Below are 26872 nucleotides of genomic sequence, written 5' to 3' on the forward strand. Positions count from 1 at the left end.
ATGAGCGCAAAAATTCTAGCTTTAGATACCGCAACAGAAGCTTGTTCTGTTGCTTTGATGGTTGGTGAGCACATTTACTCGCGTAGTGAAGTTGCACCTCGTGACCATACCAAAAAAATCTTACCCATGGTTGATGAGGTGTTAAAAGAAGCGGGATTAACCTTACAAGAGCTGGATGCCTTAGCGTTTGGTCGAGGCCCAGGTAGCTTTACTGGGGTTCGTATTGGCATTGGAATTGCACAAGGTTTAGGGTTTGGTTCCGATTTACCCATGATAGGAGTCTCGACTTTAGCCGCTTTAGCGCAAGGCGCTTATCGTGAGCAGGGGGTAACTCGAGTTGCGTGTGCGATCGATGCCCGAATGGGCGAAGTGTATTGGGCGCGTTTTGAACGTCAACAAAATGGCATTTGGTTAACGGTTGATACCGAATCGGTCGTTGCACCGCAATCATTGCTAGCGAGCTTGGGGAAGGAAAGTGAATCTCAAGTGTGGTCAACCGCTGGGACAGGTTGGGCGGCCTATCAAGACACACTCTCGAGCTTACCCTTTGTCCAGCAAGAAAGCGGAGTGCTTTACCCACAAGCACAAGATATGGTGGTATTAGCGTATCAAGAGTGGCAACAAGGTCGGACGCTTGCTGTTGAAGAAACCAGCCCGATTTATTTACGTGATACGGTTGCTTGGAAAAAATTACCGGGGCGTGCGTGATCGAACCACGGTAATCGTGGGTACGATTTAAGCGAATAGTAAACTTAGTGAGTGAGGAGCAGTATGGTTGCAATTAACGGCTTGCCCCCCGCCCGAATCTCGAATACCCAGCAAACTTCCAAAGCGAAGAAAAATGACGGGGCGAAAGGGCAATCAAGAGTTAGCCAAACCAGTAAAGTGGCCGATGCGGTTTCTCACTCGATTCGCCAAGTCGATCTCGCTGATATTGATCGCGCAAGGTTGCACTACGATTTGCCGGAAGGTCAGGCTCGTAAAGCCATAGAAGAGTACTTAGGGGTAATGAATCAAGCAAAACAAGAGGAACTTGCCCAAATGCTCGGTGTCGATATGTATATCTAACCAAAGGGGAAATCCCATGATGCACCATCCATTTCGTCTCGGTTTGTTTTCGCTGCTAATGATATTGACTGCTTGTGCTTCTCTTCCTCCTCAATTGATGAGCGAACAACAATCGGTAATTTCTGATTACACCGAGTGGTCTAAAAGGCCAGCTAACGCACATGAAGAGGTTCGTTTAGGCGGCGTGATTGCCCAAATCACCAACCTGACTGATAGCACCAGAATTGAGATTGTGAATCTACCTCTTGATCAATCAGGTCGTCCGAATTTAGCGCATGAACCTCAAGGGCGTTTTGTCGGATATGTGGATGGGTTTCTTGATCCCGTCACCTATGGCCCTGGGCGTTTGATCTCCATGATTGGTACCACTGCGGCATCAGAGCAGGGAAACGTGGGAGAATATGATTACCATTTCCCGGTCATGAAAGTGAAGGGCTACTATTTATGGCGAGTCGAAGAGCGGATTATTATCGATGATATTGGCCCTTATCTTTTCCCTTGTGGTCATTTTCATTGTCGTTCTATTGATGATTACCCACGCCGTGGACGTGTGATTCAAGAAGTGAAGTGATGCTACAATCTCACACATATGCGCTTGATTATGGACAACTGGCGGGGTTAACCATTGGCTGTCCAAAACAAGCCGAGGTAACTTTAGTTTTTTTACATGGCTGGTTAGATAACGCAGCCAGTTTCCAAACCGTGATAGAGGCGTTACATCCTTTAGCACCCAATTGGGCTCTCTGTGCGATTGATTTACCCGGCCATGGCCTTTCTAGCCACAAATCCAGCGCCAGTTATTATCCTTTTCACGACTATATTGACGATATTTATCAACTACTGCTTACAATTTCACCAAACAGACTAATATTAGTCGGTCATTCACTTGGTGCTTTAATCGCAAGTTGCTATAGTGCCGTCTTTCCTGAGCAAGTTGCAGGACTCGTTCAAATTGAAGGCCTCGCACCTTTGATAGAATCACCGGAAAATAGCCTTGTGCGTTGGCGAAAAGGTGTCATCAGTCGCCATCGTTTGCGTCGTAAATCTGAACGTTATTATTCTAGCTTGCCAGCAGCACTGCAACATCGAGCGCGTGTCAATCAATTGCCGATGCACTTGTTAGAACCCATCGTCAGAAGAGGGATTTGGCAAGTAGAAGGCAAGTGGCAATGGCGGTACGATAAAAAGTTAACCACTGAATCGCTTTATCGTCAGTCATTACCTCACGCACAGCAAGTGATGGAGCAGATTGTTTGCCCTCATCTGGTGATATTAGGGGAGCATGGTTTTGCCTCTCTTGAGCAAGACGTCGCAAACTATTGGCATGCAAAAATGGAAAAACAGATCATTTCTGGCGGCCATCACTGTCATCTTCAGCAACCTTTACAGGTCGCAGAACTAATATTTGGCTTAGTTAACAAAATTTAAACAAGTGTTTGAGTGTTTCGTGCTCAAGCGCTCTGGCTGTGCTGTAATAGAGATCATTTCTATAACAAAGATAATGATAATTATGCCAGCCAATTACGAGGAGTATTACCGTGGATAAACCTTGGCTTTCACGTTATCCCGCCGATGTACCGGAAACCATCAATCCTGATCAATATTTATCATTGATTGAGATGTTTGAGCAGTCAGTACACAAGTATGCGGATCAGCCTGCTTTTATGAATATGGGCTCAGTAATGACATTTCGTAAGTTGGAAGAACGCAGTCGAGCGTTTGCTGCCTATTTACAAAATGAGCTTAAGTTAAAAAAAGGCGATCGAGTCGCTCTGATGATGCCCAATTTATTGCAATATCCTGTGGCACTCTTTGGGATTCTGCGTGCGGGTATGATTGCCGTGAACGTCAATCCACTGTATACCCCTCGTGAATTAGAACACCAACTCAATGATGCTGATGTTGGTACAATTGTTATTGTGTCTAATTTCGCCAATACGTTAGAACAAATTGTCGACAATACCCAAGTTAAGCACGTGGTCTTAACGAGCCTTGGGCAAATGCTGCCGCGAGCAAAAGGTACTTTAGTCGATTTTGTGGTTAAGTACGTGAAAGGCATGGTTCCTAAATATGATCTACCGGGTGCCATTTCTATGCGCAAAGCACTGCGTAAAGGTCGACGTTTACAGTATGTCAAACCCTTCATGTCAGGAGAAGATATCGCCTTCTTACAATACACGGGGGGGACGACAGGCGTTGCGAAAGGAGCTATTTTAACGCACCGCAATATGATTGCTAACGTATTACAAGCTAAAGGTGCTTACGGGCCAGTATTGCGTGAAGGACGAGAGCTTGTGGTAACGGCGTTACCGCTCTATCACGTGTTTGCGTTAACCGTTAACCTGTTGCTGTTCATTGAAATGGGCGGGAGCAATTTATTGATCACCAATCCACGAGATATCCCCGGATTTGTAAAAGAGCTACAAAAATACTCATTCACTGCACTCACCGGGGTGAACACGTTATTCAATGCCCTAGTGAATAATGAAGACTTTCATGAACTCGACTTTAGCCATCTCAAACTGTCGGTCGGTGGTGGTATGGCTGTACAACGTGCGGTCGCTGAAAAATGGAAAAAGATCACCGGAATCCATTTATTAGAAGGCTATGGTTTGACCGAATGCTCTCCTTTAGTGACAGGCAACCCTTATGATCTTTCCGATTATTCGGGGGCGATTGGTTTGCCTGTACCGTCGACTGAAGTTCGAATTGTCGACGATGAAGGGCAGGTGTTGGGATATGATCAAACGGGTGAGCTACAAGTTCGTGGCCCTCAAGTGATGCAGGGATACTGGCAACGCCCAGAAGCCACCAAAGAAGTGATTGATGAAGAGGGATGGTTATCCACTGGTGATATTGTCAAATTCGATGAACAAGGCATGGTCTATATTGTTGATCGTAAAAAAGACATGATTCTTGTCTCCGGTTTCAACGTTTATCCAAATGAAATTGAAGATGTGGTTGCGTTACACGGCAAAGTGCTTGAAGTGGCAGCGATTGGTCAACCTCATGAGGTTTCAGGCGAAGTAGTGAAAATCTATATCGTCAAACGCGATCCAAGTTTGACCAAAGAAGAGGTGATTGCTCATTGCCGTAAGCACCTAACGGGGTATAAAGTACCTAAATTGATTGAGTTCCGTGAAGAACTACCAAAAACCAATGTCGGTAAAATTTTACGCCGCGTATTGCGTGAAGAAAATGATGCACAACAAGCAGAAAAGGCAAAAAGTGCTTAGTTCTGTTGCTCAGTGATCACCATTTATAGTGTTACAATGCCGACTCAACTTGTCGGCATTGTTCTTTTTAACCTCATCGACTCTTAATCAACCAAGGCAAAGTGAGCCATTTGTGAATTATCAAATTATTAACCAATTTAATGAACTACAACGAATTTGTACACTCGCTCGTCAATCGGATGTAGTAATGCTGGATACCGAGTTTGTGCGGACTCGTACTTTTTACCCACAACTTGGCCTGATTCAGTTATTTGATGGTGAAACACTGGCGTTGATTGACCCACTGGCTATCGAAGATATGAGCCCTTTCATGGCACTATTGCAAGATGTTTCAGTACTTAAAGTACTGCATGCTTGTGGTGAAGATCTGGAAGTATTCCAACACCGTTTTGGGTGCGTCCCTTTTCCTATGGTTGACACGCAATTAATGGCCGCGTTTACCGGTTATGGGCTTTCCACCGGTTTTGCTGCTTTGGTGCAAGATTTATTAACGGTCACATTAGACAAAAGTGAATCACGTACCGATTGGCTGGCACGGCCATTGTCACAAAAGCAGCTCGACTATGCTGCTGCAGATGTTTTTTATCTATTACCTATGTATGAGCAATTACTGACCAAAGTTCGTCAAATGGGGTGGTGGGATGCGGCACAGCAAGAATCGTTACTGCAAATTGAGAAAAGAACCCGGGTGACTGACCCAGAGAATGTTTATCTTGATATTAAAGGAGCATGGCAGCTTAATCGACCAGCATTAGCGATTTTAAAACCCTTAGCCACATGGCGTTATCAAGAAGCCATGAAGCGAGATTTAGCGCTTAACTTTGTGATTCGAGAGCATGACTTATTAACCATTGCTCGTTTAGCTCTCCACTCGACGAAACGGATGGAAGAGGAAGGCATTGACCCTCATGTTATTCGTCGTCATGGAGCGAAAATTTCACTGATAGTAAAAGAGGCAAAGCAAATTCCTGCGCAACACTATCCAGCATTAATCGTGCCTTTGATGGATCATCCCGGCTATAAGCAACTGTTTAAGAAGCTCAAAGATGAAGTGAAAGGGGTCTCGCAAACATCCGGCTTATCAACGGAATTTTTAGCCTCCAAAAAGCAGCTAAATCAGTTAGTGAATTGGGTTTGGAATAAAGGCCGAGATCCAGAATGCCTCCCTGAGCTGATGCAGAGTTGGCGTTTACCGCTACTCGGTGAGCGATTAAATAACTTGATAAAGTGACCACTTCGATCATTCCCGCCTAGGCGGGAATGATCGGCTGGCGATTATTTTTCTTCATCGGGCAATTTAACGTTTAACTCCAGCACAGAAATATCATCGCCTTTGTGCTCAAAGGAAAGTTCAACCATGTCAGGATCAATCGCCACATACTTAGCGATCACCTTCAAGATATCTTCTTTAAGCTGGGGCAAATAGGTTGGGGCTGGATCGCTTTGACTGCGACGCTCAGCGACAATGATCTGCAAGCGTTCCTTGGCTAAACTTGCTGAATTTTTTTTCTGTGGGCGGAAAAATTCAAGTAATGACATAGGGTTAGCCTCCAAAAAGTCGTTTAAAGATGCCTTTCTTTGGCTCAGTTAAAAAACGGAACTCAATTTCCTGCCCGAGCAGTCGTTCAACCGTATCATCGTACGCTTGGCCAGCATCAGATTGCTCATCAAAAATAACGGGAATCCCCTTATTTGAAGCATTTAATACAGCTTGGCTTTCTGGGATCACCCCGAGTAAAGGAACGTGTAGAATTTCTTCTACATCTTCGACACTGAGCATTTCCCCCTGACTAACACGGGTTGGATTATAGCGCGTGAGCAGCAGGTGCTGTTTCACGGGTTCAAGCCCTTGCTCTGCCCGTAATGACTTCGAATCCAGAATGCCTAAAATGCGGTCAGAATCACGGACTGAAGAGACTTCAGGGTTGGTGGTGACAATGGCCTCATCAGCATAATACAGCGCCATTAATGCCCCTTGTTCGATCCCTGCGGGTGAATCACAAATAACAAACTCAAAGCCCATTTCATTGAGTTCATTTAAAATACGTTGCACCCCTTCTTTGGTCAGTGCGTCTTTATCTCGTGTTTGTGAAGCGGGGAGAATAAACAAGTTGTCATTGCGTTTATCTTTGATTAGCGCTTGGTTAAGCGTGGCTTCGCCATTGAGCACATTGACGAAATCGTAAACCACACGTCGTTCACACCCCATGATTAAATCTAGGTTTCGCAGGCCGATATCAAAATCGATCACCGCCGTCTTTTTGCCTTTTAAAGCTAAACCAGACGCAATAGCTGCGCTGGAGGTGGTTTTGCCTACCCCACCTTTTCCTGACGTTACAACAATAATGCGTGCCATCTAATGAGTTTCCTTTCGATGCTAAATTGTGAGTAATTCAAAATGCAGTGACTCTTCGCTTAAACTCAGCATCACTTTCTTTTGCCAAAACTCACTATCAATTTGATCGCTCAGCCAATAATTCCCTGCAATGGAAACTAGTTCGGCTTGTAAATCGTGACAAATAATACGTGCTTCTTTTTGCCCACTAGCCCCTGCAATTGCTCGGCCGCGTAGTGTGCCATGAATATGGATTGAACCATCGGCGATCACTTCTGCCCCAGGGCTAACATGGTTTAAAATAACCAAGTCACCGTCTTTTGCATACACCTGCTGCCCTGAACGTATCGGATTGCGAACCACTTTGGTCGGTGCCATCTGGGTCGGAGCGTGAGATGGCGTATTACTGGCCGTCATCACCGCAAACCCCGCGGAAAAAGCTTGTGTTTGGCAACGTTTATCTTTACACCCCGTAATGCCAACGGGGACAAAACCGGCTTCAATAATGCCATTTTTTAGTGTAGCAAAATCAATCTCACCCACTACTTTATCAATGTTTAAAACAATCGGCGCATTGGCAAAAAAAGCGGGGGCTTGCTCTGTTTTTTGTTTTAGAAAATTCACCGTAGTCTCCACTTGATTATCCGCCAGATGCAGTACAGATAAAGTGAAACTACGGCCTTTTAGGTCAGGTATATTTGACATCGTAACGTTGACCTCAATAAACGCCTGTTCTATACCTAAGCGAATCTACAATTTAAGCGAAGGTACAATGAGTGCACAATCCCTCTTTATTTGTCGGAAAAGGGCATTTGGTATAGGGTAATTAGCGTTGTCGGAGACTATAGGTGTCATGTTATATTCAGCGCCTTGGTACAGCAAGTTATCTTGCCGTCAATTCGGTGATTTCCTCGCAATTTTAGCGGTGATGATCCGAAATGAGCGAAATTTTATCCCCAATGCGGGAAAATTCAATGGAAAGGGTTGGCATGCTTTGTTCTATCTATAAGAGTTCAAAAAAAGAAGGCACTTATCTCTATATTCCGAAGAGAGATGATTTTTCACAGGTTCCTGACACCTTAATGCAGACTTTTGGTAAACCTATTTTTGTCATGTTAGTTAATCTGGCCAAGCGTCAATTGGCCTACGTGAATGTTGAGAAGGTGAAAACGGCGTTGGGGCAACAAGGGTTCTTTTTACAATTGCCGCCACCACCAGAAAATTTATTAGCACGTTATAAAGAACAAAAACAGCAAAATAGACAAGGTTCGTAACCCGGATGGTTTGAGGAGAGTCTTTTGAAAAAAATTGTGTCAGTGATACTAGGGATGGCATGTTCATGGCCATTATGGGCAAATCCAGTCAGTTTTGAACAGTATGTGGAAGGGTTAAAGCAAGAGGCGCGTCAAGAGGGGATTTCTGAATCGATCTTAACGGCGGCGTTTGCGAATGTGGAACATCGTCCTCGCGCCGTTACTGCTGATCGTAACCAGCCGGAAAAACGGCTAACCTTGGATGAATATATTCCACGCGCAGTACCCGATTGGAAGGTTAACCAAGCTCAGGCGTTATATGATCAACATTACGATGAGCTACAGCGGATTGGCAAACAGTATGGGGTTCATCCACGTTTTATTGTCGCGCTCTGGGGAGTCGAGAGTAACTTTGGCCGCTTTACTGGTAACTATTCGGTGATCGATGCGTTGACCACAATGGCTTATGATGGACGACGTGAAGCGTTTTTCCGCAAAGAAACCATGGCCGCATTGCAAATTTTACAGCAAGGGCACATCCAGATAGACGAGATGAAAGGCTCTTGGGCTGGAGCAATGGGGCAATGCCAATTTATGCCTAGCTCATTTTTGGCTTATGCAGCCGATGGAAATGGCGACGGGAAGAAAGACATTTGGGGAACCACGGCGGACGTCTTTGCATCAACGGCTAATTATCTCAGCCAATCGGGGTGGGATGATCGATACACTTGGGGGCGACAAGTTAAAATACCACAAGGGTTTGATCGCAGCTTAGAAGGTCGCCAAGCAGGCAAAGGAAAATACCTACAAGAGTGGAGCCAACTGGGTGTGACCCGCTACGACGGTCAACCATTGCCAAAACTCGATCAGGATATTCAAGCATGGCTGATTATTCCAGATGATGAAAAAGGGCGAATCTATTTGGTGTACAACAACTATAATGTGCTGATGAAGTGGAACCGTTCACACTATTTCGCGCTAGCGGTCAGTCATTTAGCCGATAGAATTAAATTTTAAGCCAACAAACACTTTTAACGAAAGGGCTGGTTATCAGCCCTTTTTGATCATAACCATAGGGGTGAATGTGTTATCAGATCGTGCCGGGCAAATGGTGATCTTTGCTGCGTTAGTCAAACAACAAGGGTTTACCGCGGCAGCTAAAACATTAGGCGTTTCGGTCTCCCATGTGAGTAAGCAATTAGCACAACTGGAAGCTGCACTAGGAGCAAAGTTGATCCAGCGAACCACACGCAGTTTTACTTTGACTGAAACGGGCCAAGCCTTTTATGACCATTGCGCTCAGCTCGTGAGCATCATTGATACCGCCCAGTCAGAGGTGGAAAGTCAGCGCGATGAAGTCTGCGGATTATTAAAGCTGGGTTTATCGCAGTCGTTCGGAACCTTGCATATTCTGCCGACCTTAGAGGCGCTGCATCAGTTGTACCCGAAATTGAAAATTGAAGTGCATTTATTTGATCATAAAGTCGATATGCTGCAAGAAGGGCTCGATCTCTGGATCACGAGTAATGAAATCTTACCAGAGGGCTACGTTGCTCAACGTTTAGTCGATTGTCAGTTTATTGTCGCGGCTTCGCCCGATTATTTATTGCAACACCGCATACCTCAAACGCCTCATGATCTGCTGACTCATAATTGTTTAATTTATCGCAGTTGGGAGCGAGACTATACCCATTGGTCATTTGCCAATGCTGAGCAGCAACTGACCATCCAAGTTTCGGGAAATTATTCGGTTGATCTCGCCGAAGCGGTGCGTGATGCCGCGGTTGCAGGGTGGGGGATTGCCTATTTAGCCACCTATTTAATTCAGGATGAATTTCGCCAAGGTAAACTGATTCAACTGTTACCCGATTGGCGTGCCAACCAAGTGATGCCGTTTTATGCGGTTTATCCAAGCCGTCAACATATGCCTAAGAAAATCACTGCGGTCATTGATTTTATCAAAGCCAAAATTGGCTCACCTTGTTACTGGGATCAGCAACTAGCTCCTTATCTCCGTTTTAATCAAAATGAAAGATAATGGCGCGAAATTTTTTCTCTCCTGAGAAATATTTTTTCTAAATGGAAATAATAGCATCAAGCAATCGTTTAGTTATTTATAAATCAAACAGTTAAATATGGGTGTCACAAAGGGATATTTTTAGTGCGATCCGATTAACATTTGCCACTTGCGCAATCCGATTTGAGGAATAGAATCCCACGCCTTCCCCTATTGGTAAACTTTTCGGATGCGTTCATGAACTCACTTCTTGGTGTTGCCGCGATTTTAGTTATCGCTTGGCTACTTTCTACAAACAGAAAAAATATTCAATTGAAAACGGTGGTTCCCGCCTTTTTGCTGCAAGTCGGTTTTGCGCTATTGGTGCTGTATGTTCCGATGGGTAAGGACATTTTAAATCAGGTGACTGGAGCGGTGTCACATTTAATTGATTATGGACAAGAAGGGATCCGCTTTATCTTTGGTGGTTTAGCGAATGACAGCATTGGTTTTGTATTTGCGATTAATGTACTTGGCATCATTATCTTTTTCTCAGCATTGATTTCAGGCCTTTATCACATCGGATTAATGCCTAAAGTCATTAATGTTCTCGGTGGTGGGATACAAAAACTGCTCGGCACAGGAAGGGCTGAATCACTTTCCGCAACGGCCAATATTTTTGTCGGTATGATTGAAGCACCACTGGTTGTGAAACCCTATTTAAAACAGATGAGTGACTCACAATTTTTTGCCGTGATGACGTGTGGGTTAGCCTCTGTCGCTGGAGGAACATTAGTTGGTTACGCTTCACTGGGCGTAAATTTAAACTATTTGATTGCTGCGGCGTTTATGTCAGCTCCGGCCGGTTTGTTAATGGCCAAAATATTAGTACCAGAAATTGAGCCTCACATTTTACCGCAATGTGATGATTTAGCCGACATGCCTAAAGCAACCAATGTTGTCGAAGCGGTGGCCGATGGAGCCATGTCTGGGTTACGTATCGCGGTCGCCGTTGGTGCCACCTTATTAGCCTTTGTCAGTGTGATTGCACTACTTAACGGCCTGCTCGGTTGGGCGGGCAGTTTGGTCGGGGTCGAACTTAGCTTTGAGTTGATTTTAGGCTATCTATTTGCGCCGGTTGCATGGCTACTGGGCATTCCATGGCACGAAGCAATCACCGCTGGGGCACTTATTGGCAATAAAATTATCGTCAATGAATTTGTGGCCTTTATTCAGTTAATGAACGTTCAATCGCAACTGAGCGAACACTCTCAAGCCATTGTGACCTTTGCACTGTGTGGCTTTGCCAATATTTCAACCATGGCAGTATTGATTGGTGGGCTAGGCAGCTTAGTGCCAGAGCGGCGCAGTTTTATTTCTCGATATGGTTTTCGAGCTATTTCGGCTGGGGTCTTAGCCAATTTAATGAGCGCGGCTTTAGCGGGCGTGATTCTTTCGCTGTAACGCTGGCAAAGACAAAGCAACAAAAACGGCGAGCCAATAAAAAGCTCGCCGTTTTTGTTCGCATGGCTGAGCGTGGATTAGTCGGTGTGGAACAGCTCGCAGGCCATCAAGGTATTTTCTATTAAGCTTGCTACCGTCATCGGCCCAACTCCGCCGGGAACCGGCGTAATAAAGCTGGCTCGGGTACAAGCGACATCATAATCGACATCGCCGACCAGCTTACCGGTTTCTGAACGGTTAATACCGACATCAATCACTACGGCACCTTCTTTAATCCAATCACCAGGAATAAAATGAGGTTTTCCGACCGCCACGACCAAAACATCAGCCTGACGAACGTGGTGTGCTAAATCTTTTGTGAAACGGTGGCAAGTAGTCGTGGTGCAACCGGCTAATAATAGCTCCAAAGTCATGGGTCGACCGACAATATTTGAAGCCCCGACGATCACGGCATGCTTACCCCGCAAAGGAATATTATAGCGCTCTAACAGGGTAATAATGCCCTTGGGGGTACATGAGCGTAAGGTCGGAATTCGCTGAGCTAAGCGGCCCACATTATAGGGGTGGAAGCCATCCACGTCTTTATCCGGCAAGATACGTTCCAGCACTTGTGTGGTATCAATTCCGGCAGGAAGTGGTAATTGCACTAAAATGCCATCAATCGTGCTATCGGCATTTAAGGTATCAATTATTGCGAGTAACTCCGCTTCACTGGTGTTTGCCGGAAGGTCATAGGATTGAGAAACAAACCCGACTTCCTCACAGGCACGACGTTTACTGGCGACATACACTTGAGAGGCTGGATCTTCTCCAACCAATACTACGGCGAGTCCTGGGGCTCGTCGTCCCGCTTCAGTACGTGCTTTAACACGAGCCGCAACTTCTGAACGTACCGTTTGGGAGATTAACTTTCCATCAATTTTTTGAGCCGTCATGACTTTCCTTACTTACGCATTAGTAGCCAAAAATTTTGCGCGAATTGTCGCAAAGATCAAGGGAAATATCCACAAGCAATCGTTTGCTTTGTTTGGCTTTTAAGCAAGCGGCTAGCGCATGGGTAGAAAATAACCAATTTATCCTCAATCGAGCGGTAGGGAAGGGCTTGATTTATCATCCGTTCACTTGCCATGGCAAAAAAATGAGTGTGCTATTGTTTTTAATTTAGGCACTTAACACACAAGACCGCATAAAGCCGTTGATTTACCTTAGTGAATTCGTATAATGCCAACCCTGTAATGCGCCCTTAGCTCAGTTGGATAGAGCACGTGCCTTCTAAGCATGTGGTCACAGGTTCGAATCCTGTAGGGCGTGCCACATTTGAGAGGCGTGAACGGGTTATAACCTGTTCACGCTTTTTTCTTTGTCGCCGATTTCATCCGAGCATCGGCAAGTGGCTGGCATAACGACGATTATGTTTGCTATCTCATAAAACCATACTAAACCTCATTATAAATTCATGATTTTTGTGATTCGGCTGGTATCATAAGGCCAATGTTTTGCACCTCAAGAAATCTTAAATGAACGAACAAGAGCAACACTTCCTCAAATCGTTAGAAAGCAAGCTTTGGACAGCCGCAGACAAACTCCGTGCCTCACTTGATGCCTCTCAATACAAACATGCCGTGCTGGGGCTAATTTTCGTTAAATATGTGTCTGACGCCTTCACCCTGCGCCAAGAAGAGCTAAAACAAGATTTTGCTAACCCTGAGCACGAGTACTTCCTCGATCCTGAAGGTTACACGGCAGAAGAACTGGAACAAGAAATCGCAATTGAGCTAGAGCAACGTGATTACTACCAAGAGAAAAACGTGTTTTGGTTACCGACAGAATCTCGTTGGCAGTTTCTGCAAGACAATGGCCCTCGTGTGATTGGCGGTGCCGATTTGGTTATTGATGGTAAGACCAAGAAAATTACTTCTGTTGGTCACCTGATTGATAATGCCTTGGAAGGGATTGAGCGCGACAACCAGAAGCTAAAAGGTGTGCTCAACAAGCACTACGCCTCGCTAAAAATTGATCAAGCAAAACTCAATGAGCTGATTAACCTGATTGCAACCATTCCATTTAATCATAAGTCACTGAACAGCAAAGATATTCTTGGCCACATTTACGAATACTTCTTAGGCCAATTTGCCCTGGCTGAAGGTAAGAAAGGCGGTCAGTTCTATACCCCTGCCTCTATCGTTAGCTTGATTGTAGAGATGATTGAACCGTTTGAAGGCCGTGTCTATGACCCAGCAATGGGCAGCGGCGGTTTCTTTGTCCAGTCTGAGAAGTTTATTGAACGTCGCGCTCACCAAAAAGAAATTGACCCGCTCACGCAAAAACAAAGAATCTCGATTTACGGTCAGGAATACAACTACACCACATGGCAACTGGCGGCGATGAATATGGCGATTCGTGGGCTGGATTACGATTTTGGTAAGGAGCCAGCCAGTACCTATACCAACGACCAACACCCTGATTTACGAGCTGATTTCATCATGGCGAATCCGCCGTTCAATATGAAAGAGTGGAATACCGGCGTTGATGATAACGATCCGCGCTGGGTATATGGCACTCCACCATCAGGCAACGCCAACTTCGCGTGGATGCAGCATATGCTCTACCACCTTGCGCCGGATGGCTCGCAAGCTTTACTGCTGGCTAATGGTTCGATGAGTTCATCCACCAATAACGAAGGGGAAATTCGCGCCGCCTTGGTTGAGAATGATTTGGTCGAATGTATGGTCGCGCTGCCGGGGCAACTGTTTACCAACACGCAAATTCCGGCCTGTATCTGGTTTTTAACCAAAAATAAACAAGCGCGCACCGATAAAGCGGGCCGTAAGCTGCGTGATCGCAAAGGCGAAGTGCTGTTTATTGATGCGCGTAACCTTGGTTATATGAAAGACCGCGTTCTGCGTGATTTTAGACCAGAGGATATTCAGAAAGTCGCTGACCTGTTCCATGCTTGGAAAACAGGCGAAGAAGTCAATGGCGTGACGTATCAAGACCAAGCCGGTTTTTGTAAATCCGCAACCTTAGCAGAGATTAAAAAACACGATTTTGTACTCACTCCGGGGCGTTACGTTGGCGCAGCAGAAGAGCTAGATGACGGCATTCCCTTTGCTGAGAAAATGGCAACGCTAACGGCTAAGTTGAGTGAGCAGTTTGCTGAGTCCGCAACTTTAGAAGCCGAGATTAAAAAAAACCTAGCGGGGTTAGGTTATGAGCTTTGAACAGACGCCTCTTAATGAATTTATCACATTGCAAAGAGGGTTTGATCTTCCGAAAGGTGATAGAGCGGAGGGTGCAGTCCCTGTCATCGCATCTACAGGGGTTGGAGGCTTTCACAACACTGCTAAAGTTGAAGCTCCCGGAGTAGTCATTGGTCGAAGCGGAAGTATAGGAGGAGGTCAGTATGTTCAAGAACCGTTTTGGCCCTTGAATACCACACTATGGGTTAAAGACTTCAAAGGACATGATCCTCGCTATATTTATTACCTGATGCGAAGCATTGATTTTACCAAATTTAATGTGGGATCTGGTGTACCTACACTTAATCGAAATCACTTAAGCTCATTATTGGTAAATGAGATAGGTATCGATAGAGAGAAAACAATTGCTAAGTTGTTAGGTGATCTTGACGACAAGATAGCTCTCAACACTCAAACAAACCAAACCCTAGAACAAATGGCGCAAGCCATCTTCAAATCATGGTTTGTCGATTTCGATCCAGTGAAAGCCAAAATGAATAGCGAGCAACCAGAGGGAATGGATGCAGCTACTGCCTCGCTATTCCCTGAAAAGCTAGATAGCGAAACTGGTATTCCTGTTGGGTGGAAACTGTCTGAAATCGGTGATGAAGTAATAGTTGTTGGTGGCGGTACGCCATCTAAAAAGAATGATGACTTCTGGGTAGATGGGAACATCCATTGGACATCGCCAAAAGACCTATCAGGTGTTCAAGATAAGGTTCTACTTGATACTGCGAGTAAAGTGACAGAGGCTGGTTTGAAGAAGATTAGTTCAGGGCTACTTCCTGTAGATACCGTGTTGCTATCTTCTCGTGCTCCTGTCGGTTATTTAGCTCTAGCTAAAGTGCCAATGGCAATTAACCAAGGCTACATCGCAATGAAGTGCGAAAAGCAATTACCACCGGAATTTGTTCTTCAGTGGTGTGTTCACCGTATGGATGAGATTAAGCAACGCGCTAGTGGCAGCACATTCGCCGAAATCAGTAAGAAGAGCTTCAAGCCTATTTCAGTTGTAGTTCCAAGTAGCGAAGTGCTAAGTGTCTATCGAAAAGTAGTGAAGCCTCTCTATGACGCAATAACTTCTAATGCTCGCCAAAATGAACAGCTTGCGTCCCTGCGAGACACATTGCTCCCTAAATTGCTTTCTGGACAACTTGACTTGGAGCGTAATTAATGAACATCAATTTAATGCCTCAAGTGCAAGAGCTTAATTTATTAACAAAAAATAAATATCGAATGTCCTCAACTATTCAGTCTATTCAAACAGCGTTTGATGAAGGTCAATCTGGTATGGTTGTAGGACAATGTAAATCGTTAATAGAAAGCTTTGCAAAAAGCATTCTGGATGAGTTTAAAGTACCGTATGAAAAAGATATTGCTGTGGGAAAGCTTGTCAAAAAAGCTCTTCATTCTTTAAGTGTAGGAGAGAATACAGATAACCCGAAGAAAACTAGAGAGGCTTATCTAAAATTTGTAGTTAGTTTTGGGAATAATATTGAGAGTGCTGTAAAAGGTATCGGTGAACTAAGGAACGATTTCTGCCCTCTTGCTCATGGCCGTTCAATTTACCAGCAAAATTTGGATGTGTCCTATGCATTGTTTATTGCTAACCAAACTGATTCATTAGTATGGTTTATTCATGAATTAAGAGTTAGAGCATTAGAGCCAAAAGAAGAAGAATATATTCAAGATCCTGATTTCGATGAATATTTAAATGATAGCCATGAAGCAATAAATATCTTAGGTGATACATACATACCTTCAGAGATTTTATGGCACGTTAACCCTGGTGTTTATCAGAAAGCAGTAGCCGACTACAAAGAAGGTGTGGAGGAATAAGCAATGATAAGTGAAAACTTGCTAGAAATTAGCTGCTTGGCATGGTTTGAACAAATCGGCTATAACAAGATAAGCGGTTATGAAACCTCACCTGATTTACCTCAACCTGAGCGTGAAAGTTATCAACAAGTTACATTGATGGAACGCTTAGTTTCTGTGCTTGAGAGGCTAAACTCTGATGTATCCATGGACATATTAGTTGATGTAGCCAAGAGAGTTTCAACGCCACAAACCCCAATTTTGACCAAAAATAACAAAATATTTCATCAATACTTGATCGAAGGTGTGCCGGTTGAATACTCGGTAATGGAGCACGGACAATGGGTGACCAAGCATACTCATGTTCGCTTAATGGATTTTGAAAACTATGAGAACAATGAGTTCTTAGTGGTCAATCAGTTCACCATTACGGGCAGCAAAGGCAATCGTCGCCCCGATGTGGTGGTGTTTATCAATGGCTTGCCAATGGCGGTGATTGAACTGAAAAACCCCGCCGATGATCACGCCGATATTTGGCATGCTTACAATCAAATTCAAACTTACAAAGAAGAAATCGCCGATCTGTTTGTGTTCAATGAAGCGCTGGTCATTTCTGATGGTTGGACGGCGCGAGTTGGCTCGCTGACCGCCAACAAAGAGCGCTTCCTGCCATGGAAGACGATAGAGAGTGAAGACGATAAGCCGCTACTCGAATTCCAATTAGAAACCATGGTGCGTGGCTTTTTTAAACCAGAATTGCTGCTCGATTACATCCGTTACTTTGTGTTGTTTGAAACCGATAACGACAAAGTCATCAAAAAAATCGCCGGTTATCACCAATTCCATGCTGTACGTGCTGCGGTGAAAGCGACGGTCATTGCGGCCACCACCGCTGATCAAATTACTGAGCCACGAGCCAATTATGCCAATACCGTAGTGCCGGGAAGTAAAAAAGCGGGCGTGGTTTGGCATACTCAGGGCAGTGGCAAAAGCATTTCGATGGTCTGCTACGCCAGTAAATTGTTGCAACAACCCGCCATGAATAACCCGACTTTGGTTGTTGTTACCGACCGTAATGACTTAGACGGCCAGCTCTTTAACACCTTCACCATGGCGCAAGACACCTTAAAGCAAATCCCACAACAAGCCACTGACCGCGATGCTTTGCGCGAGTTACTGCTTAATCGTCAGTCCGGTGGCATCATCTTCACCACGGTACAAAAATTTGCGCTGCTTGATGAAGAAACCGCGCATCCTGTTCTCTCTGAACGCTCGAATATCGTGGTGGTGTCTGATGAGGCGCACCGCAGTCAATATGGTAATAAAGCGCGCCTTGTTGATGTCAAAGACGAGCATGGCAATGTGGTCGGCCAGCGTTATGTCTATGGTTACTCCAAATACATGCGTGACGCACTGCCCAATGCCGCGTTTATTGGTTTTACCGGCACACCCATATCGCTAGACGATAAAGACACTCGCGGGGTGTTTGGTGACTATGTCTCGATTTACGATATTCAAGATGCGGTCGATGATGGTGCAACGGTGCCGATTTATTACGAATCGCGCCTCGCCAAGCTCGATATTAATCAAGATGAAATCGAAGCGCTGAACGATCAGGTCGAAGAAGAAATCGGCGAAGACGAAGAAACCGCCAGCCGTGAGAAAATCAAATCACACTGGTCGGCGCTGGAAAAACTGGTCGGTGCCGAGCCACGCATCCAGCAGGTGGCAAAAGATCTGGTCGAGCATTTTACCACTCGCTGTGAAACCTTTCCGGGTAAAGCGATGATTGTCGCCATGAGCCGCGAGATTTGCGTCGATTTATACGATGCCATTGTGGCGATTAAACCTGAGTGGCATAACGATGATCCCGCAAAAGGCGCAATCAAAATTGTTATGACCGGCAGCGCCGCAGATAAAGTAAAAATGCAGCCGCACATTCATGATAAGAAGACCAAGAAGCTGTTTGAGAAACGCTATAAAGACACCAGTGATGAACTGCAATTAGTGATTGTGCGCGATATGTGGTTAACCGGTTTTGATGCGCCATGCTGTCATACCATGTATATCGACAAACCAATGAAAGGTCATAACCTTATGCAGGCGATAGCGCGAGTGAACCGCGTGTTTAAGGATAAACCCGGCGGTTTGGTGGTTGACTATATTGGTATTGCCAATGAGCTTAAAAACGCCCTCAAGACTTACACCAACAGCCAAGGCAAAGGTAAACCGACTGTCGATACCGCGGAAGCTTTCGCGCTCTTTATGGAAAAAATCGACGTCATTCGTGGCATGTTTGCCACGCCAGTGGATGGTGAGGTGTTTCACTATCGGCCTGATTTTGAAACTCGGCCGCTGCAACTGCTGCCGGGAGCCGTCAACCATATCTCGGGCCTCTCACACCGCAACAGTAAAGGCGAACAAGTTCGTGATGGTAAACGTCGTTTCCTTGATGTGATGGCGGCAATGATGAAAGCCTTCTCGCTGTGCAGTACGTTGGATGAAGTGAATGGCTATCGCCATGAAATCGCCTTTTACGGCGCGATTAAAACCGCATTTCTCAAACATTCTACGGTGGATAGCAAACGCAGTGATGAGCTGCGAAACTCTGCCCTGCGCCAAATCCTCAATAACGCGATAGTGGCCGAGGGCGTCGATGATATCTTTAAAACCGTAGGCTTGGATAAACCGAACATTGGTTTGCTCTCTGAAGAGTTCTTAGAAGATGTGAAGAACATGAAAGAGAAAAACTTGGCGGTTGAGCTGCTTGAGAAGCTGCTGCGTGATGAAGTGAAAGCGCGGATGAAAAACGATGTGGTGCAGGAGAAAAAATATTCTGATCGTATCATGATGACCTTGCAAAAATACCATAATCGTAACATTGAAACCGCTCAGGTGATTGAAGAGCTGATCCAGTGGGCTAAAGAGATGCAAGCTGACGCTGAGATGATGGAAAAGCTCAACCTATCTACCGATGAAATAGCGTTTTACCGTGCATTGGTCATCAACGAGGCTTCAGTACGCACCTTAGGTGATGATAACCTACGCAAACTGGCGATTGAATTGACCCACCAACTGCGTCAATCCGCCACCGTAGACTGGCAGAAACGTGAAAGCGTGCGTGCACGGATGCGCAACCTTGTACGTCGTTTACTGCGTCGCTGGAAGTACCCACCGGATGCGGCCGAAGAGGCGATTAAGCTAGTGTTAGAACAAGCAGAAGTGCTAGCCGATGGCTGGTATTCGTAGTGGTAAATTTTTTATCAAAGAGCTTTTACTATGGACATATCTCAGGTTGATATCAATTCTCTGCTGATTCTTAAGCATTTACTTGAAGAAAAGCATGTCTCGAATACGGCTCTGAGAATGAATGTTAGCCAGTCATCTGTCAGCCGTGCGCTGCAAAAAATGCGTGCACTATTTTCCGATGAGCTTTTGGTTCGAACCCATTCAGGCTATGAGTTAACGCCGAAAGCCTTGAATATCAAGCAAGACATTAATTTAGTGATCAATAGCTTAGAAGTATTGGTGAACAAACAGTCCTTTGATCCGCAAACAACCACAAGTACTGTACGATTTTTTGGTCTCCAGCCGCAGATCAATACCTTAATGCCCACGGTGATTGGTGAAATTCGCCGTCAAGCGCCGAAAATGACCATCAGTATTGATACTACAGCGAAACGGCACTTTGAAGCCTTGATTGCCGGTGATGTGCATTTTGTTCTATCTGCTCATCAGCCCCCCAGCTCTGATCAAAATTTATACCGAATGATAGTTGCCAAACGTGAATTTAAGCTACTTATGAGTCGGGATCATCCGCTTGCCGAGCAAACACTCTCGGCGAAAAAATTGCGCCATTGCAGTTTTGGACAAATTTCTCTGCAGGGAGAAAAAACCCTCTCGTTTGAACATAAATTTATTGAGCTTGGTTTAGTCGATAAAAAGAATCGCCTATCGGTTCCTGTGCTGCTCAGTCATTTTAGTTCTGCAGCGAATATTGCAGCGACCAGCGATATCATCTTCCATCTTCCTGCTGCTTATGCTGAGGAGGCGTGTCGAGATCGTCGCTTAATCACCCGATCTGTCCCGAATGAACTCCGCTTAGACTTTACCTCGGTGTATCTCTATTGGCACAAGCGATTTCATGATGATGCGATGTGTGAATGGGTGCGCTCAATTTTCAAACAATATTATGTCGAAGATCATGCAGAAAATCTAATAATTGCATAATTCATAGCAGTGTTATGCAATATGCGGATAGTGATATTCGCATTCACAAATACGATTCTGATTGCTAATTTATCTTTCCCTCTATCTAATTGATAATAATTATCAGTAATAATCTGGATTAATTATCATGCAACCAGTTCGTTTTGATTGTCGTCGTAAGTCTGTAAAAATGACAGAAATGATGACGATAGGGCTAAGTACCGTTCTTTTTACCCCGGCTTTTGCGGCGCAGATAGACGCTTCTTCGATGGAAACCTTGGTGGTGACCGCATCAGGTTATGACAAAGCTGCCACTGAAGCACCAGCATCGATTAGTGTGATTGACCGTGTGCAGTTAGATAGCCGCTCTTACAAAGACTTAACCGATGCTCTGAAAGATCTTCCGGGGGTCATTATCACCGGAGGCGGTTCGCGTCAGGAGATTTCTTTACGGGGGATGCCTTCTGAATATACGGTTATTCTTGTTGATGGGCGCAAGCAGTCGGGGCGCGAAACTCAAGTGAGTAGTGGGGGTGGTTTTGAACAGGACTGGTTACCTCCGCTGAATGCTATTGAACGTATCGAAGTGGTACGTGGCCCCATGTCGACGTTGTATGGTTCGGATGCGATCGGTGGTGTTATCAACATCATTACCCGCAAAGATTATCAGCAGTGGCACGGTAGCCTTCGTGCTGAAGCAACATTGCAAGAAAAGGCCCAATCTGGTGATTTTTATCAAGGCCAGCTTTATCTTGCAGGCCCGTTAGTGGAAAACTTACTCAGTGCTTCGCTATCGGGTTTGTATCAAGAGCGTAAAGAAGATGAAATCTTATATGCTAATGGGGGTAAGGAGCTACAAAGTTATCGCGCGTCGCTTTATCTGACACCGACCGATGACGATACGCTGACCTTCGACTATACCTATCATGATCAACAACGCATCAATACTGAAAACAAGTCCAGAACGGCAAATGCAGAAACCAATAACCACCGTCGCTCATTCGGCTTGGCTCATGCTGGGACTTATCAATGGGGGCAAGGTCAATCGTATTTAAGTCACGAAAACGTTGAAAATGTGGGCCGTCAATTGGAGGTCGAAAATACCAGCGTGAATACACAGTGGTCGATGCCCATTGGCGAACATTATTTGACGGTGGGTGCTGCTTACGAAAAACAGCAGTTGGATAATCGCCAGTTTTTGTTTAAAAACCGCCAGTGGTCTTTGTATGCCGAAGATGAATGGTACTTAACCGAGCTGTTTGCATTAACCGCAGGGTTACGCTTGGACAATAATGATCAGTTTGATACTCAACTAAGCCCGCGTTTATACGGTGTTTATAGTTTAGATCGCCATTGGACGCTAAAAGGTGGGCTTTCGACAGGCTATCGTGCGCCGAGCTTGACGGAGATGGAAGGCGATTGGGTACAAGAAAGCTGCAATGGTCGCTGCGAGGTCTTTGGTAACCCAAATCTGAAACCTGAAACATCGGTCAATACGGAAATAGGAATTTATTTTGTTGGCGATGATTCTCTCACATCGAACGTGACGCTGTTTTACAACCGCTTCGAAGATAAAATTGACAAGGTCAACCTTGATGCCAACTGCAGTGGCCGAGCCTGCGATGCCACTTACGTCAATGTCGAAGATGCCAAAACGTATGGCGCGGAAGTGTCTATCTCGAAAAACATTGTTCAAACTCTCGATGTGTCAGCAACCTATACCTATAGTGAGACGGAAAAACAGTCTGGTGATGACAAAGGATTGCCGTTGACTCAGATGCCTAATCATCTTTTGGCGATTAATACTAACTGGTCTGTCGTTGATCATCTCAATATTTGGACTCGTACCTCCTACCGGAGTAAAGAAAAACAGGCAATTACCCAAGATTCTCGCAATGTGCTAGCCCCTTCAGTCACCTATTTCGACTTTGGTGCTCATTGGCAACTCAATACCAATGTCAAGCTTATGGCCGGTATCTACAATCTGTTTGATAAAGAAACCACTTATCAAGAATATGGTTATGTGGAAGATGGGCGGCGTTATTGGTTCGCTATTAACACGACATTTTAATCTCACTTTTAAACCACATGTCTCTGGTGCCATGATCACCAGAGACTTTGAGAATTGATCATGAAAAAAATTATTTATTTCTTGTTGCTGTGTTGTTTTGCATCACCGAGCTTAAGTTTAGATGTTAACGCTAACGTCAGTAGAGATGTCGTTTATAAAACGATTAATGGGCAAGCACTGAAGATCAATATCTATTTTCCTCAGGAGTCTAGGGTTGAGCGTCCACCGTTACTAGTCTGGATTCATGGCGGAGCATGGAAGAGAGGTAGTAAAGAAGCGATTGAAACGGGCAATCGACAACTGCTTGATTCGGTACTTGCTCAGGGCTATGCCTTGGCTGCGGTTGAATATCGATTAAGCGGGCAAGCGAGTTTTCCTCAACCGGTGATCGATATTAATGATGCGATCAATTTTTTGCATCAAAGGGCAGATGAGTATCATTTTGATGCTGAAAAAGTGGTGCTAATGGGGCGATCTGCGGGAGGGCACCTAGCGGGACTGATCGGCGTGCTGAACACGCATCGAGATCTCAATTTTCCCTTTGAACCCAAATATCAAGTTGCCGCCGTGGTCAGTTTCTTTGGGCCAATGGATTTATTAGCGTTAGGTAATGCCAAAGGCGACAAGACCACTCAAAATTCATCCGTTTCTAAATTTCTTGGCGCTATTCCGGCACAAGCCCCGGAATTAGCGAAACAAGCTTCACCGATCCACTATGTTTCTGCTCAAACACCACCGTTTCTTTTACTGCATGGTGATAGAGATAAACAAGTACCAATAGTACAAAGTATGGAGTTTAAACAAGAGTTGGATCAGCACAGAGTAGAGAATCAACTTTTGATTGAACCAGGCGTGGGCCATAGCGCGAAAGTCTTTGATACGGAGAAATACGTTCCTACCGTTATTCGTTTTATCCAACGCTATTTGCCGGTAATGGTTTGAATTCAATGGCCACCAATCTCAGCGTGTCAGGTAAATAAATGCAAAGTGAGTGGATAGGTCGAGCCATTACTTTAATATTGGCTTGTGTACTATTTTAAGAGGTCATCATAATGAAAAGAGTAATAATAGGGCTAACAATGCTGATTGGTATCGTAAGCTTAGTGGGTTGTAGCGTGAGAAATGGGCTTGAGCTCACGCCAGTTCCTGTTCAAAAACAAACCATCGATTATAAGACAGTGAACGGAAAGACTCTTGCCTTGGATCTTTATCTGCCTCATCAACAACAAGCGGCACCTTTACTCGTATGGGTTCATGGTGGAGCATGGATGCGTGGATCGAAAGATGAATTTTTTACTAAAAATGGACGATTAGCGAACACGTTGTTAAAGCAAGGTTACGCGGTGGCGGTAGTAAATTATCGCTTAAGCAGCGAAGCAACGTTTCCTGCACCAGTCGCAGATATTAACGATGCGATCAATTATCTGATGGATCACCGTCAGAATTTCTCTTTAAAGAGTGATCGTGTGGTGATGATGGGTCGGTCTGCTGGGGCGCATTTGGCGATGTTAGTGGCGACGTCTAATACTTATGACAGTGGCTTTTATCTCGCAGGGCATGAGCCGCGTTATAAAGTGTCCGCAGTGGTGGATTTTTTTGGACCGAGCGATCTTGTTGAACTGAAAGGAAATAGCGGAGCAATCGACCATGACGCACCAGACTCATCACAAGCTAAAATGCTGGGTAAATCACCAAGAGAAGATGCTGAGCTTGCTAAATGGGCTTCCCCAACAACTTATATTAATAACACAACACCACCTTTTATTATCTTTCATGGCCTTAATGATACCACGGTACCATATAGCCAAAGTGAGTATTTAAAAAGTGTACTTGACGGTTATGGGATAGAAAATCATCTTTATTTAGTTGATGGGGCTCACCATGGTGATCCGATTTTTGATACCGATCCGTATGTCACTCAAGTGTTAGATTTTATTCAGTCAAAGGTTGAATAGAGCAATACTTTATTTATCTCTTGCCGCCTGCCTGAAACTCTAAGTTGTTTGGGTATAATTGTCGATTTTTTGCTATTTGAACAGTTAAGCGTATGTGGATATCGCTATTCAATCACCATAGGTTCAACTTCTTTGTATATAAAATCTATTAGAGCTTTTGCTGCGCGAGATAAACTACTGCGATTGGGATAAACTAGCCATCCAGTATATTTTACCGAATCAGTTTTTGGCAATAAATGTACTAATCTTCCTTGTTCGACTTCAGGTTTGGCAAGATGATTCGGGTGGTACATTACTCCCTGGTGTTGAATGCAAGCACTGGTGATAAGCGCAATATCATTGACAATCAGTTTTCCTTTTGCCTGAAATGTTTGTCCGTTAGATAAAGGAAACTGCCTTGCTAATTTGCCATCAGGCATTCTTTGAATAATAAAGTTATGTTGTTTTAATTCATCTTCACTATAGGGATGGCCATGCTTCTTTAAATAAATAGGGCTGGCGTAATAGCCCATGGTAATTGTTTTTAATGGACGTGCAATTAAATTAGAGTTTTCTAATTGTTTTCCAATACGAATGGCGATATCTATATTATCTTTAATTAAGTTTCTGTCATCGGCGCTGATAATTATTTCTATATGTACTTTAGGGTGTTTCTCCATAAATTTAAATACTGATTTTTCAAAGATATCTATCCCCGGTAATGGTAGTAACTGTAATCTAAGATGACCGTTTAGCTCAAGTGAATCGTGTGTCATATCTTCAATGACGGCATCGAAATCTGCCAGGAGGGGTTGAGTGCGTTGATAAAAGAGTCGGCCATTTTCCGATAACGTGATTGCTCGTTGATGACGATGGAATAAGCTGACTTTTAGCTCTATTTCTAGATTTTTAATCCGTCGACTTAAGTTGGATTTAGGCAAGTCTAGTAATTCAGAGGCTTTAGTTAAATTGCCTGCATCTACAATTAAATGAAATAATTTAATATCTTCTATTCTCATATTTAGATGCCTTTGTTTTGATTTTTAGAACTCAATGTTGCACATTGTTGTGTTTTTTGCAATGGAAGGGTTCTCTATAATAAATTTTTATTAGTAGACAGATCTCAAGGATACTATGTTGAAATTTATGTTTTATCCAATTACCAGCATATTTGCACTATCAACTTTGCTTGCTGGTTGTAATTTTGCCAGTCAAAACGAAGCTACCCATCCAAGTGCACCTCGCTCGGTAAAATTGCTTCTTATTGATCAATCCCCGTCGTCACAACAACGACGTTTCCCTGGTAAGGTCTATGCGAGCCAGCAAGCAGACCTTGCTTTTAGAATTAATGGAGAACTGATTCAACTAGATTTAGTGGAAGGACAATCTGTTACTCAAGGTGATATTCTTGCCGAGTTAGATAAACGTGATGCTATCAATGCTCTGTTGAATGCAAAAGCAAACTTTGAACTGGCTGAAGTTGATTTTAAACGCAAGCAAACTTTACTGGACCGAAAATTAATTTCGGCTTCAGATGTTGATAGTGCCAGTGCGATCTTAAAATCAGCAGAGGCTAGCCTGAGAGCAAGCAAGGATCAATTAGCGTATACGACGTTATATGCTCCCTTTTCAGGTGTTATCGCGAAGGTACATACGGATAACTACCAAATGATTCCTTCGAATCAAACCATCATTACTTTGCAAAATATCGATACTTTTGATCTAAAAATTCAATTGCCAGAATCTGTGCTTCTTGACTTAAAAAATGCCATGCCTCTTGAAGATATAAAGGCTTTTGCGCAGTTTGATAGCTTAGGGGAGCGTTTTTTGTTGCGTTATAAAGAGCATAGTTCTCTTGCAGCGGAAGGAACACAAACCTATGAAATGACCTTTACCTTAACCGCACCAGAACACATGCATTTATTACCCGGGATGAGTACGACGGTCTCAATTGATATGATCCCTGATTCTTCTCATTATCCTTCGATGGCACTTTTACCATTGAGTGCGTTAGTGAAAACAGGTCAGGATTTTACAGATAAAGGGGAACATGATGCCTTTGTTTGGGTATATCAGCCAGAGACTCAGACATTGAAATTAACCCCGATTTCACTAGGTAATCTTCGCGCTGAAGGGGTTGAAATTTTGTCTGGGCTTGAGGGTGGTGAGCAAGTGGTTGTTAATGGTGTCAACTCGTTAACGGGAAAAGAGTTAGTTAAACCCCTGACTTGGGCGAGAGGGGTATAACC

General features: G+C 44.3%; 24 protein-coding genes and 1 tRNA gene. 20 read left to right on the forward strand and 5 right to left on the reverse strand.

Annotated elements, in window-relative coordinates; all coding sequences use genetic code 11:
• The 6 genes from tsaB (at position 1) to rnd (ending at position 5535) form a co-directional block, all read left to right on the forward strand.
• On the forward strand, positions 1 to 708 hold the full coding sequence (tsaB, locus tag FKN05_RS01385; protein WP_170886661.1) for a tRNA (adenosine(37)-N6)-threonylcarbamoyltransferase complex dimerization subunit type 1 TsaB: 708 nt from the start codon (positions 1 to 3) through the stop codon (positions 706 to 708).
• 63 nt (positions 709 to 771) lie between these two features.
• The gene (locus FKN05_RS01390; protein ID WP_099611428.1) at positions 772 to 1068 is read left to right on the forward strand and encodes a chromosome partitioning protein ParA; all 297 of its coding nucleotides are present in this window, start codon (positions 772 to 774) and stop codon (positions 1066 to 1068) included.
• A gap of 16 nt (positions 1069 to 1084) precedes the next feature.
• Positions 1085 to 1639: a Slp family lipoprotein gene (locus FKN05_RS01395; RefSeq protein ID WP_170886663.1), complete on the forward strand. Its 555-nt coding sequence runs from the start codon at positions 1085 to 1087 to the stop codon at positions 1637 to 1639.
• Positions 1639 to 2496 (forward strand): alpha/beta hydrolase, encoded by an 858-nt coding sequence (locus FKN05_RS01400; protein WP_161427516.1) that lies wholly within the window; start codon positions 1639 to 1641, stop codon positions 2494 to 2496. Before FKN05_RS01395 ends, FKN05_RS01400 begins: the two co-directional genes overlap by 1 nt.
• Positions 2497 to 2606: 110 nt before the next feature.
• On the forward strand, positions 2607 to 4304 hold the full coding sequence (fadD, locus tag FKN05_RS01405; protein ID WP_161430883.1) for a long-chain-fatty-acid--CoA ligase FadD: 1698 nt from the start codon (positions 2607 to 2609) through the stop codon (positions 4302 to 4304).
• Positions 4305 to 4416: 112 nt separating this feature from the next.
• Positions 4417 to 5535: a ribonuclease D gene (gene rnd, locus FKN05_RS01410; protein WP_170886667.1), complete on the forward strand. Its 1119-nt coding sequence runs from the start codon at positions 4417 to 4419 to the stop codon at positions 5533 to 5535.
• 44 nt (positions 5536 to 5579) lie between these two features.
• Here the strand turns inward: rnd and minE are convergent, their stop codons facing one another.
• Genes minE through minC form a run of 3 tightly spaced genes read right to left on the reverse strand, consistent with a single transcriptional unit; the run spans position 5580 to position 7344 of the window.
• Positions 5580 to 5843 (reverse strand): cell division topological specificity factor MinE, encoded by a 264-nt coding sequence (gene minE / locus FKN05_RS01415; protein ID WP_099611424.1) that lies wholly within the window; start codon positions 5841 to 5843, stop codon positions 5580 to 5582.
• Between the two features lie 4 nt (positions 5844 to 5847).
• Positions 5848 to 6660, reverse strand: coding sequence for a septum site-determining protein MinD (minD, locus tag FKN05_RS01420; protein ID WP_161427786.1), 813 nt, complete (start codon positions 6658 to 6660; stop codon positions 5848 to 5850).
• A 21-nt stretch (positions 6661 to 6681) separates the two neighbouring features.
• The gene (minC, locus tag FKN05_RS01425) at positions 6682 to 7344 is read right to left on the reverse strand and encodes a septum site-determining protein MinC (protein ID WP_099611422.1); all 663 of its coding nucleotides are present in this window, start codon (positions 7342 to 7344) and stop codon (positions 6682 to 6684) included.
• Positions 7345 to 7628: 284 nt separating this feature from the next.
• On the opposite strand from minC, the gene FKN05_RS01430 reads away from it, so the two are divergent.
• The 4 genes from FKN05_RS01430 to FKN05_RS01445 all read left to right on the forward strand — a co-directional run bounded on the left by FKN05_RS01430 (position 7629) and on the right by FKN05_RS01445 (position 11352).
• Positions 7629 to 7913 (forward strand): YcgL domain-containing protein, encoded by a 285-nt coding sequence (locus FKN05_RS01430; protein WP_170887220.1) that lies wholly within the window; start codon positions 7629 to 7631, stop codon positions 7911 to 7913.
• 24 nt (positions 7914 to 7937) lie between these two features.
• Complete coding sequence (locus tag FKN05_RS01435) at positions 7938 to 8909, forward strand: lytic murein transglycosylase (RefSeq protein ID WP_099611420.1); 972 nt, start codon at positions 7938 to 7940, stop codon at positions 8907 to 8909.
• Positions 8910 to 8976: 67 nt separating this feature from the next.
• On the forward strand, positions 8977 to 9930 hold the full coding sequence (locus FKN05_RS01440) for a LysR substrate-binding domain-containing protein (RefSeq protein WP_170886668.1): 954 nt from the start codon (positions 8977 to 8979) through the stop codon (positions 9928 to 9930).
• Between the two features lie 216 nt (positions 9931 to 10146).
• Positions 10147 to 11352, forward strand: a complete 1206-nt coding sequence (locus FKN05_RS01445; protein ID WP_099611418.1) for a NupC/NupG family nucleoside CNT transporter — start codon at positions 10147 to 10149, stop codon at positions 11350 to 11352.
• A 77-nt stretch (positions 11353 to 11429) separates the two neighbouring features.
• Here the strand turns inward: FKN05_RS01445 and folD are convergent, their stop codons facing one another.
• Positions 11430 to 12287, reverse strand: coding sequence for a bifunctional methylenetetrahydrofolate dehydrogenase/methenyltetrahydrofolate cyclohydrolase FolD (gene folD, locus FKN05_RS01450; protein WP_170886670.1), 858 nt, complete (start codon positions 12285 to 12287; stop codon positions 11430 to 11432).
• 302 nt (positions 12288 to 12589) lie between these two features.
• Between folD and FKN05_RS01455 the strand changes: the two genes are divergently transcribed.
• From FKN05_RS01455 to FKN05_RS01495, 9 genes are all read left to right on the forward strand, one after another.
• Positions 12590 to 12666, forward strand: a tRNA-Arg gene (locus tag FKN05_RS01455).
• Between the two features lie 203 nt (positions 12667 to 12869).
• Positions 12870 to 14573 (forward strand): class I SAM-dependent DNA methyltransferase, encoded by a 1704-nt coding sequence (locus FKN05_RS01460; protein WP_170886672.1) that lies wholly within the window; start codon positions 12870 to 12872, stop codon positions 14571 to 14573.
• Positions 14563 to 15765: a restriction endonuclease subunit S gene (locus FKN05_RS01465; RefSeq protein ID WP_170886673.1), complete on the forward strand. Its 1203-nt coding sequence runs from the start codon at positions 14563 to 14565 to the stop codon at positions 15763 to 15765. The genes FKN05_RS01460 and FKN05_RS01465 overlap by 11 nt, the downstream gene beginning before the upstream one ends.
• Entirely contained in the window at positions 15765 to 16430 is a 666-nt protein-coding gene (locus FKN05_RS01470) for an abortive infection family protein (protein WP_170886675.1), read from the forward strand. Before FKN05_RS01465 ends, FKN05_RS01470 begins: the two co-directional genes overlap by 1 nt.
• Before the next feature lie 3 nt (positions 16431 to 16433).
• Positions 16434 to 19658 (forward strand): type I restriction endonuclease subunit R, encoded by a 3225-nt coding sequence (locus FKN05_RS01475; RefSeq protein ID WP_170886677.1) that lies wholly within the window; start codon positions 16434 to 16436, stop codon positions 19656 to 19658.
• Positions 19659 to 19688: 30 nt separating this feature from the next.
• Positions 19689 to 20639: a LysR family transcriptional regulator gene (locus FKN05_RS01480; protein ID WP_099611415.1), complete on the forward strand. Its 951-nt coding sequence runs from the start codon at positions 19689 to 19691 to the stop codon at positions 20637 to 20639.
• 127 nt (positions 20640 to 20766) lie between these two features.
• The gene (locus tag FKN05_RS01485; protein WP_099611414.1) at positions 20767 to 22689 is read left to right on the forward strand and encodes a TonB-dependent receptor domain-containing protein; all 1923 of its coding nucleotides are present in this window, start codon (positions 20767 to 20769) and stop codon (positions 22687 to 22689) included.
• 60 nt (positions 22690 to 22749) lie between these two features.
• On the forward strand, positions 22750 to 23631 hold the full coding sequence (locus FKN05_RS01490; protein ID WP_170886678.1) for an alpha/beta hydrolase: 882 nt from the start codon (positions 22750 to 22752) through the stop codon (positions 23629 to 23631).
• Between the two features lie 110 nt (positions 23632 to 23741).
• Positions 23742 to 24644, forward strand: a complete 903-nt coding sequence (locus tag FKN05_RS01495; protein WP_170886680.1) for an alpha/beta hydrolase — start codon at positions 23742 to 23744, stop codon at positions 24642 to 24644.
• A 104-nt stretch (positions 24645 to 24748) separates the two neighbouring features.
• Here the strand turns inward: FKN05_RS01495 and FKN05_RS01500 are convergent, their stop codons facing one another.
• Positions 24749 to 25642 (reverse strand): LysR family transcriptional regulator, encoded by an 894-nt coding sequence (locus tag FKN05_RS01500; RefSeq protein WP_099611412.1) that lies wholly within the window; start codon positions 25640 to 25642, stop codon positions 24749 to 24751.
• Between the two features lie 115 nt (positions 25643 to 25757).
• Between FKN05_RS01500 and FKN05_RS01505 the strand changes: the two genes are divergently transcribed.
• Complete coding sequence (locus FKN05_RS01505) at positions 25758 to 26870, forward strand: efflux RND transporter periplasmic adaptor subunit (RefSeq protein WP_099611411.1); 1113 nt, start codon at positions 25758 to 25760, stop codon at positions 26868 to 26870.
• The last annotated feature ends 2 nt before the right edge of the window (positions 26871 to 26872 follow it).

Origin of the sequence: Vibrio sp. 1-1(7), assembly GCF_013048485.1 — a bacterium.
In the GTDB taxonomy this organism is placed as follows: Bacteria; Pseudomonadota; Gammaproteobacteria; order Enterobacterales; family Vibrionaceae; genus Vibrio; species Vibrio fujianensis.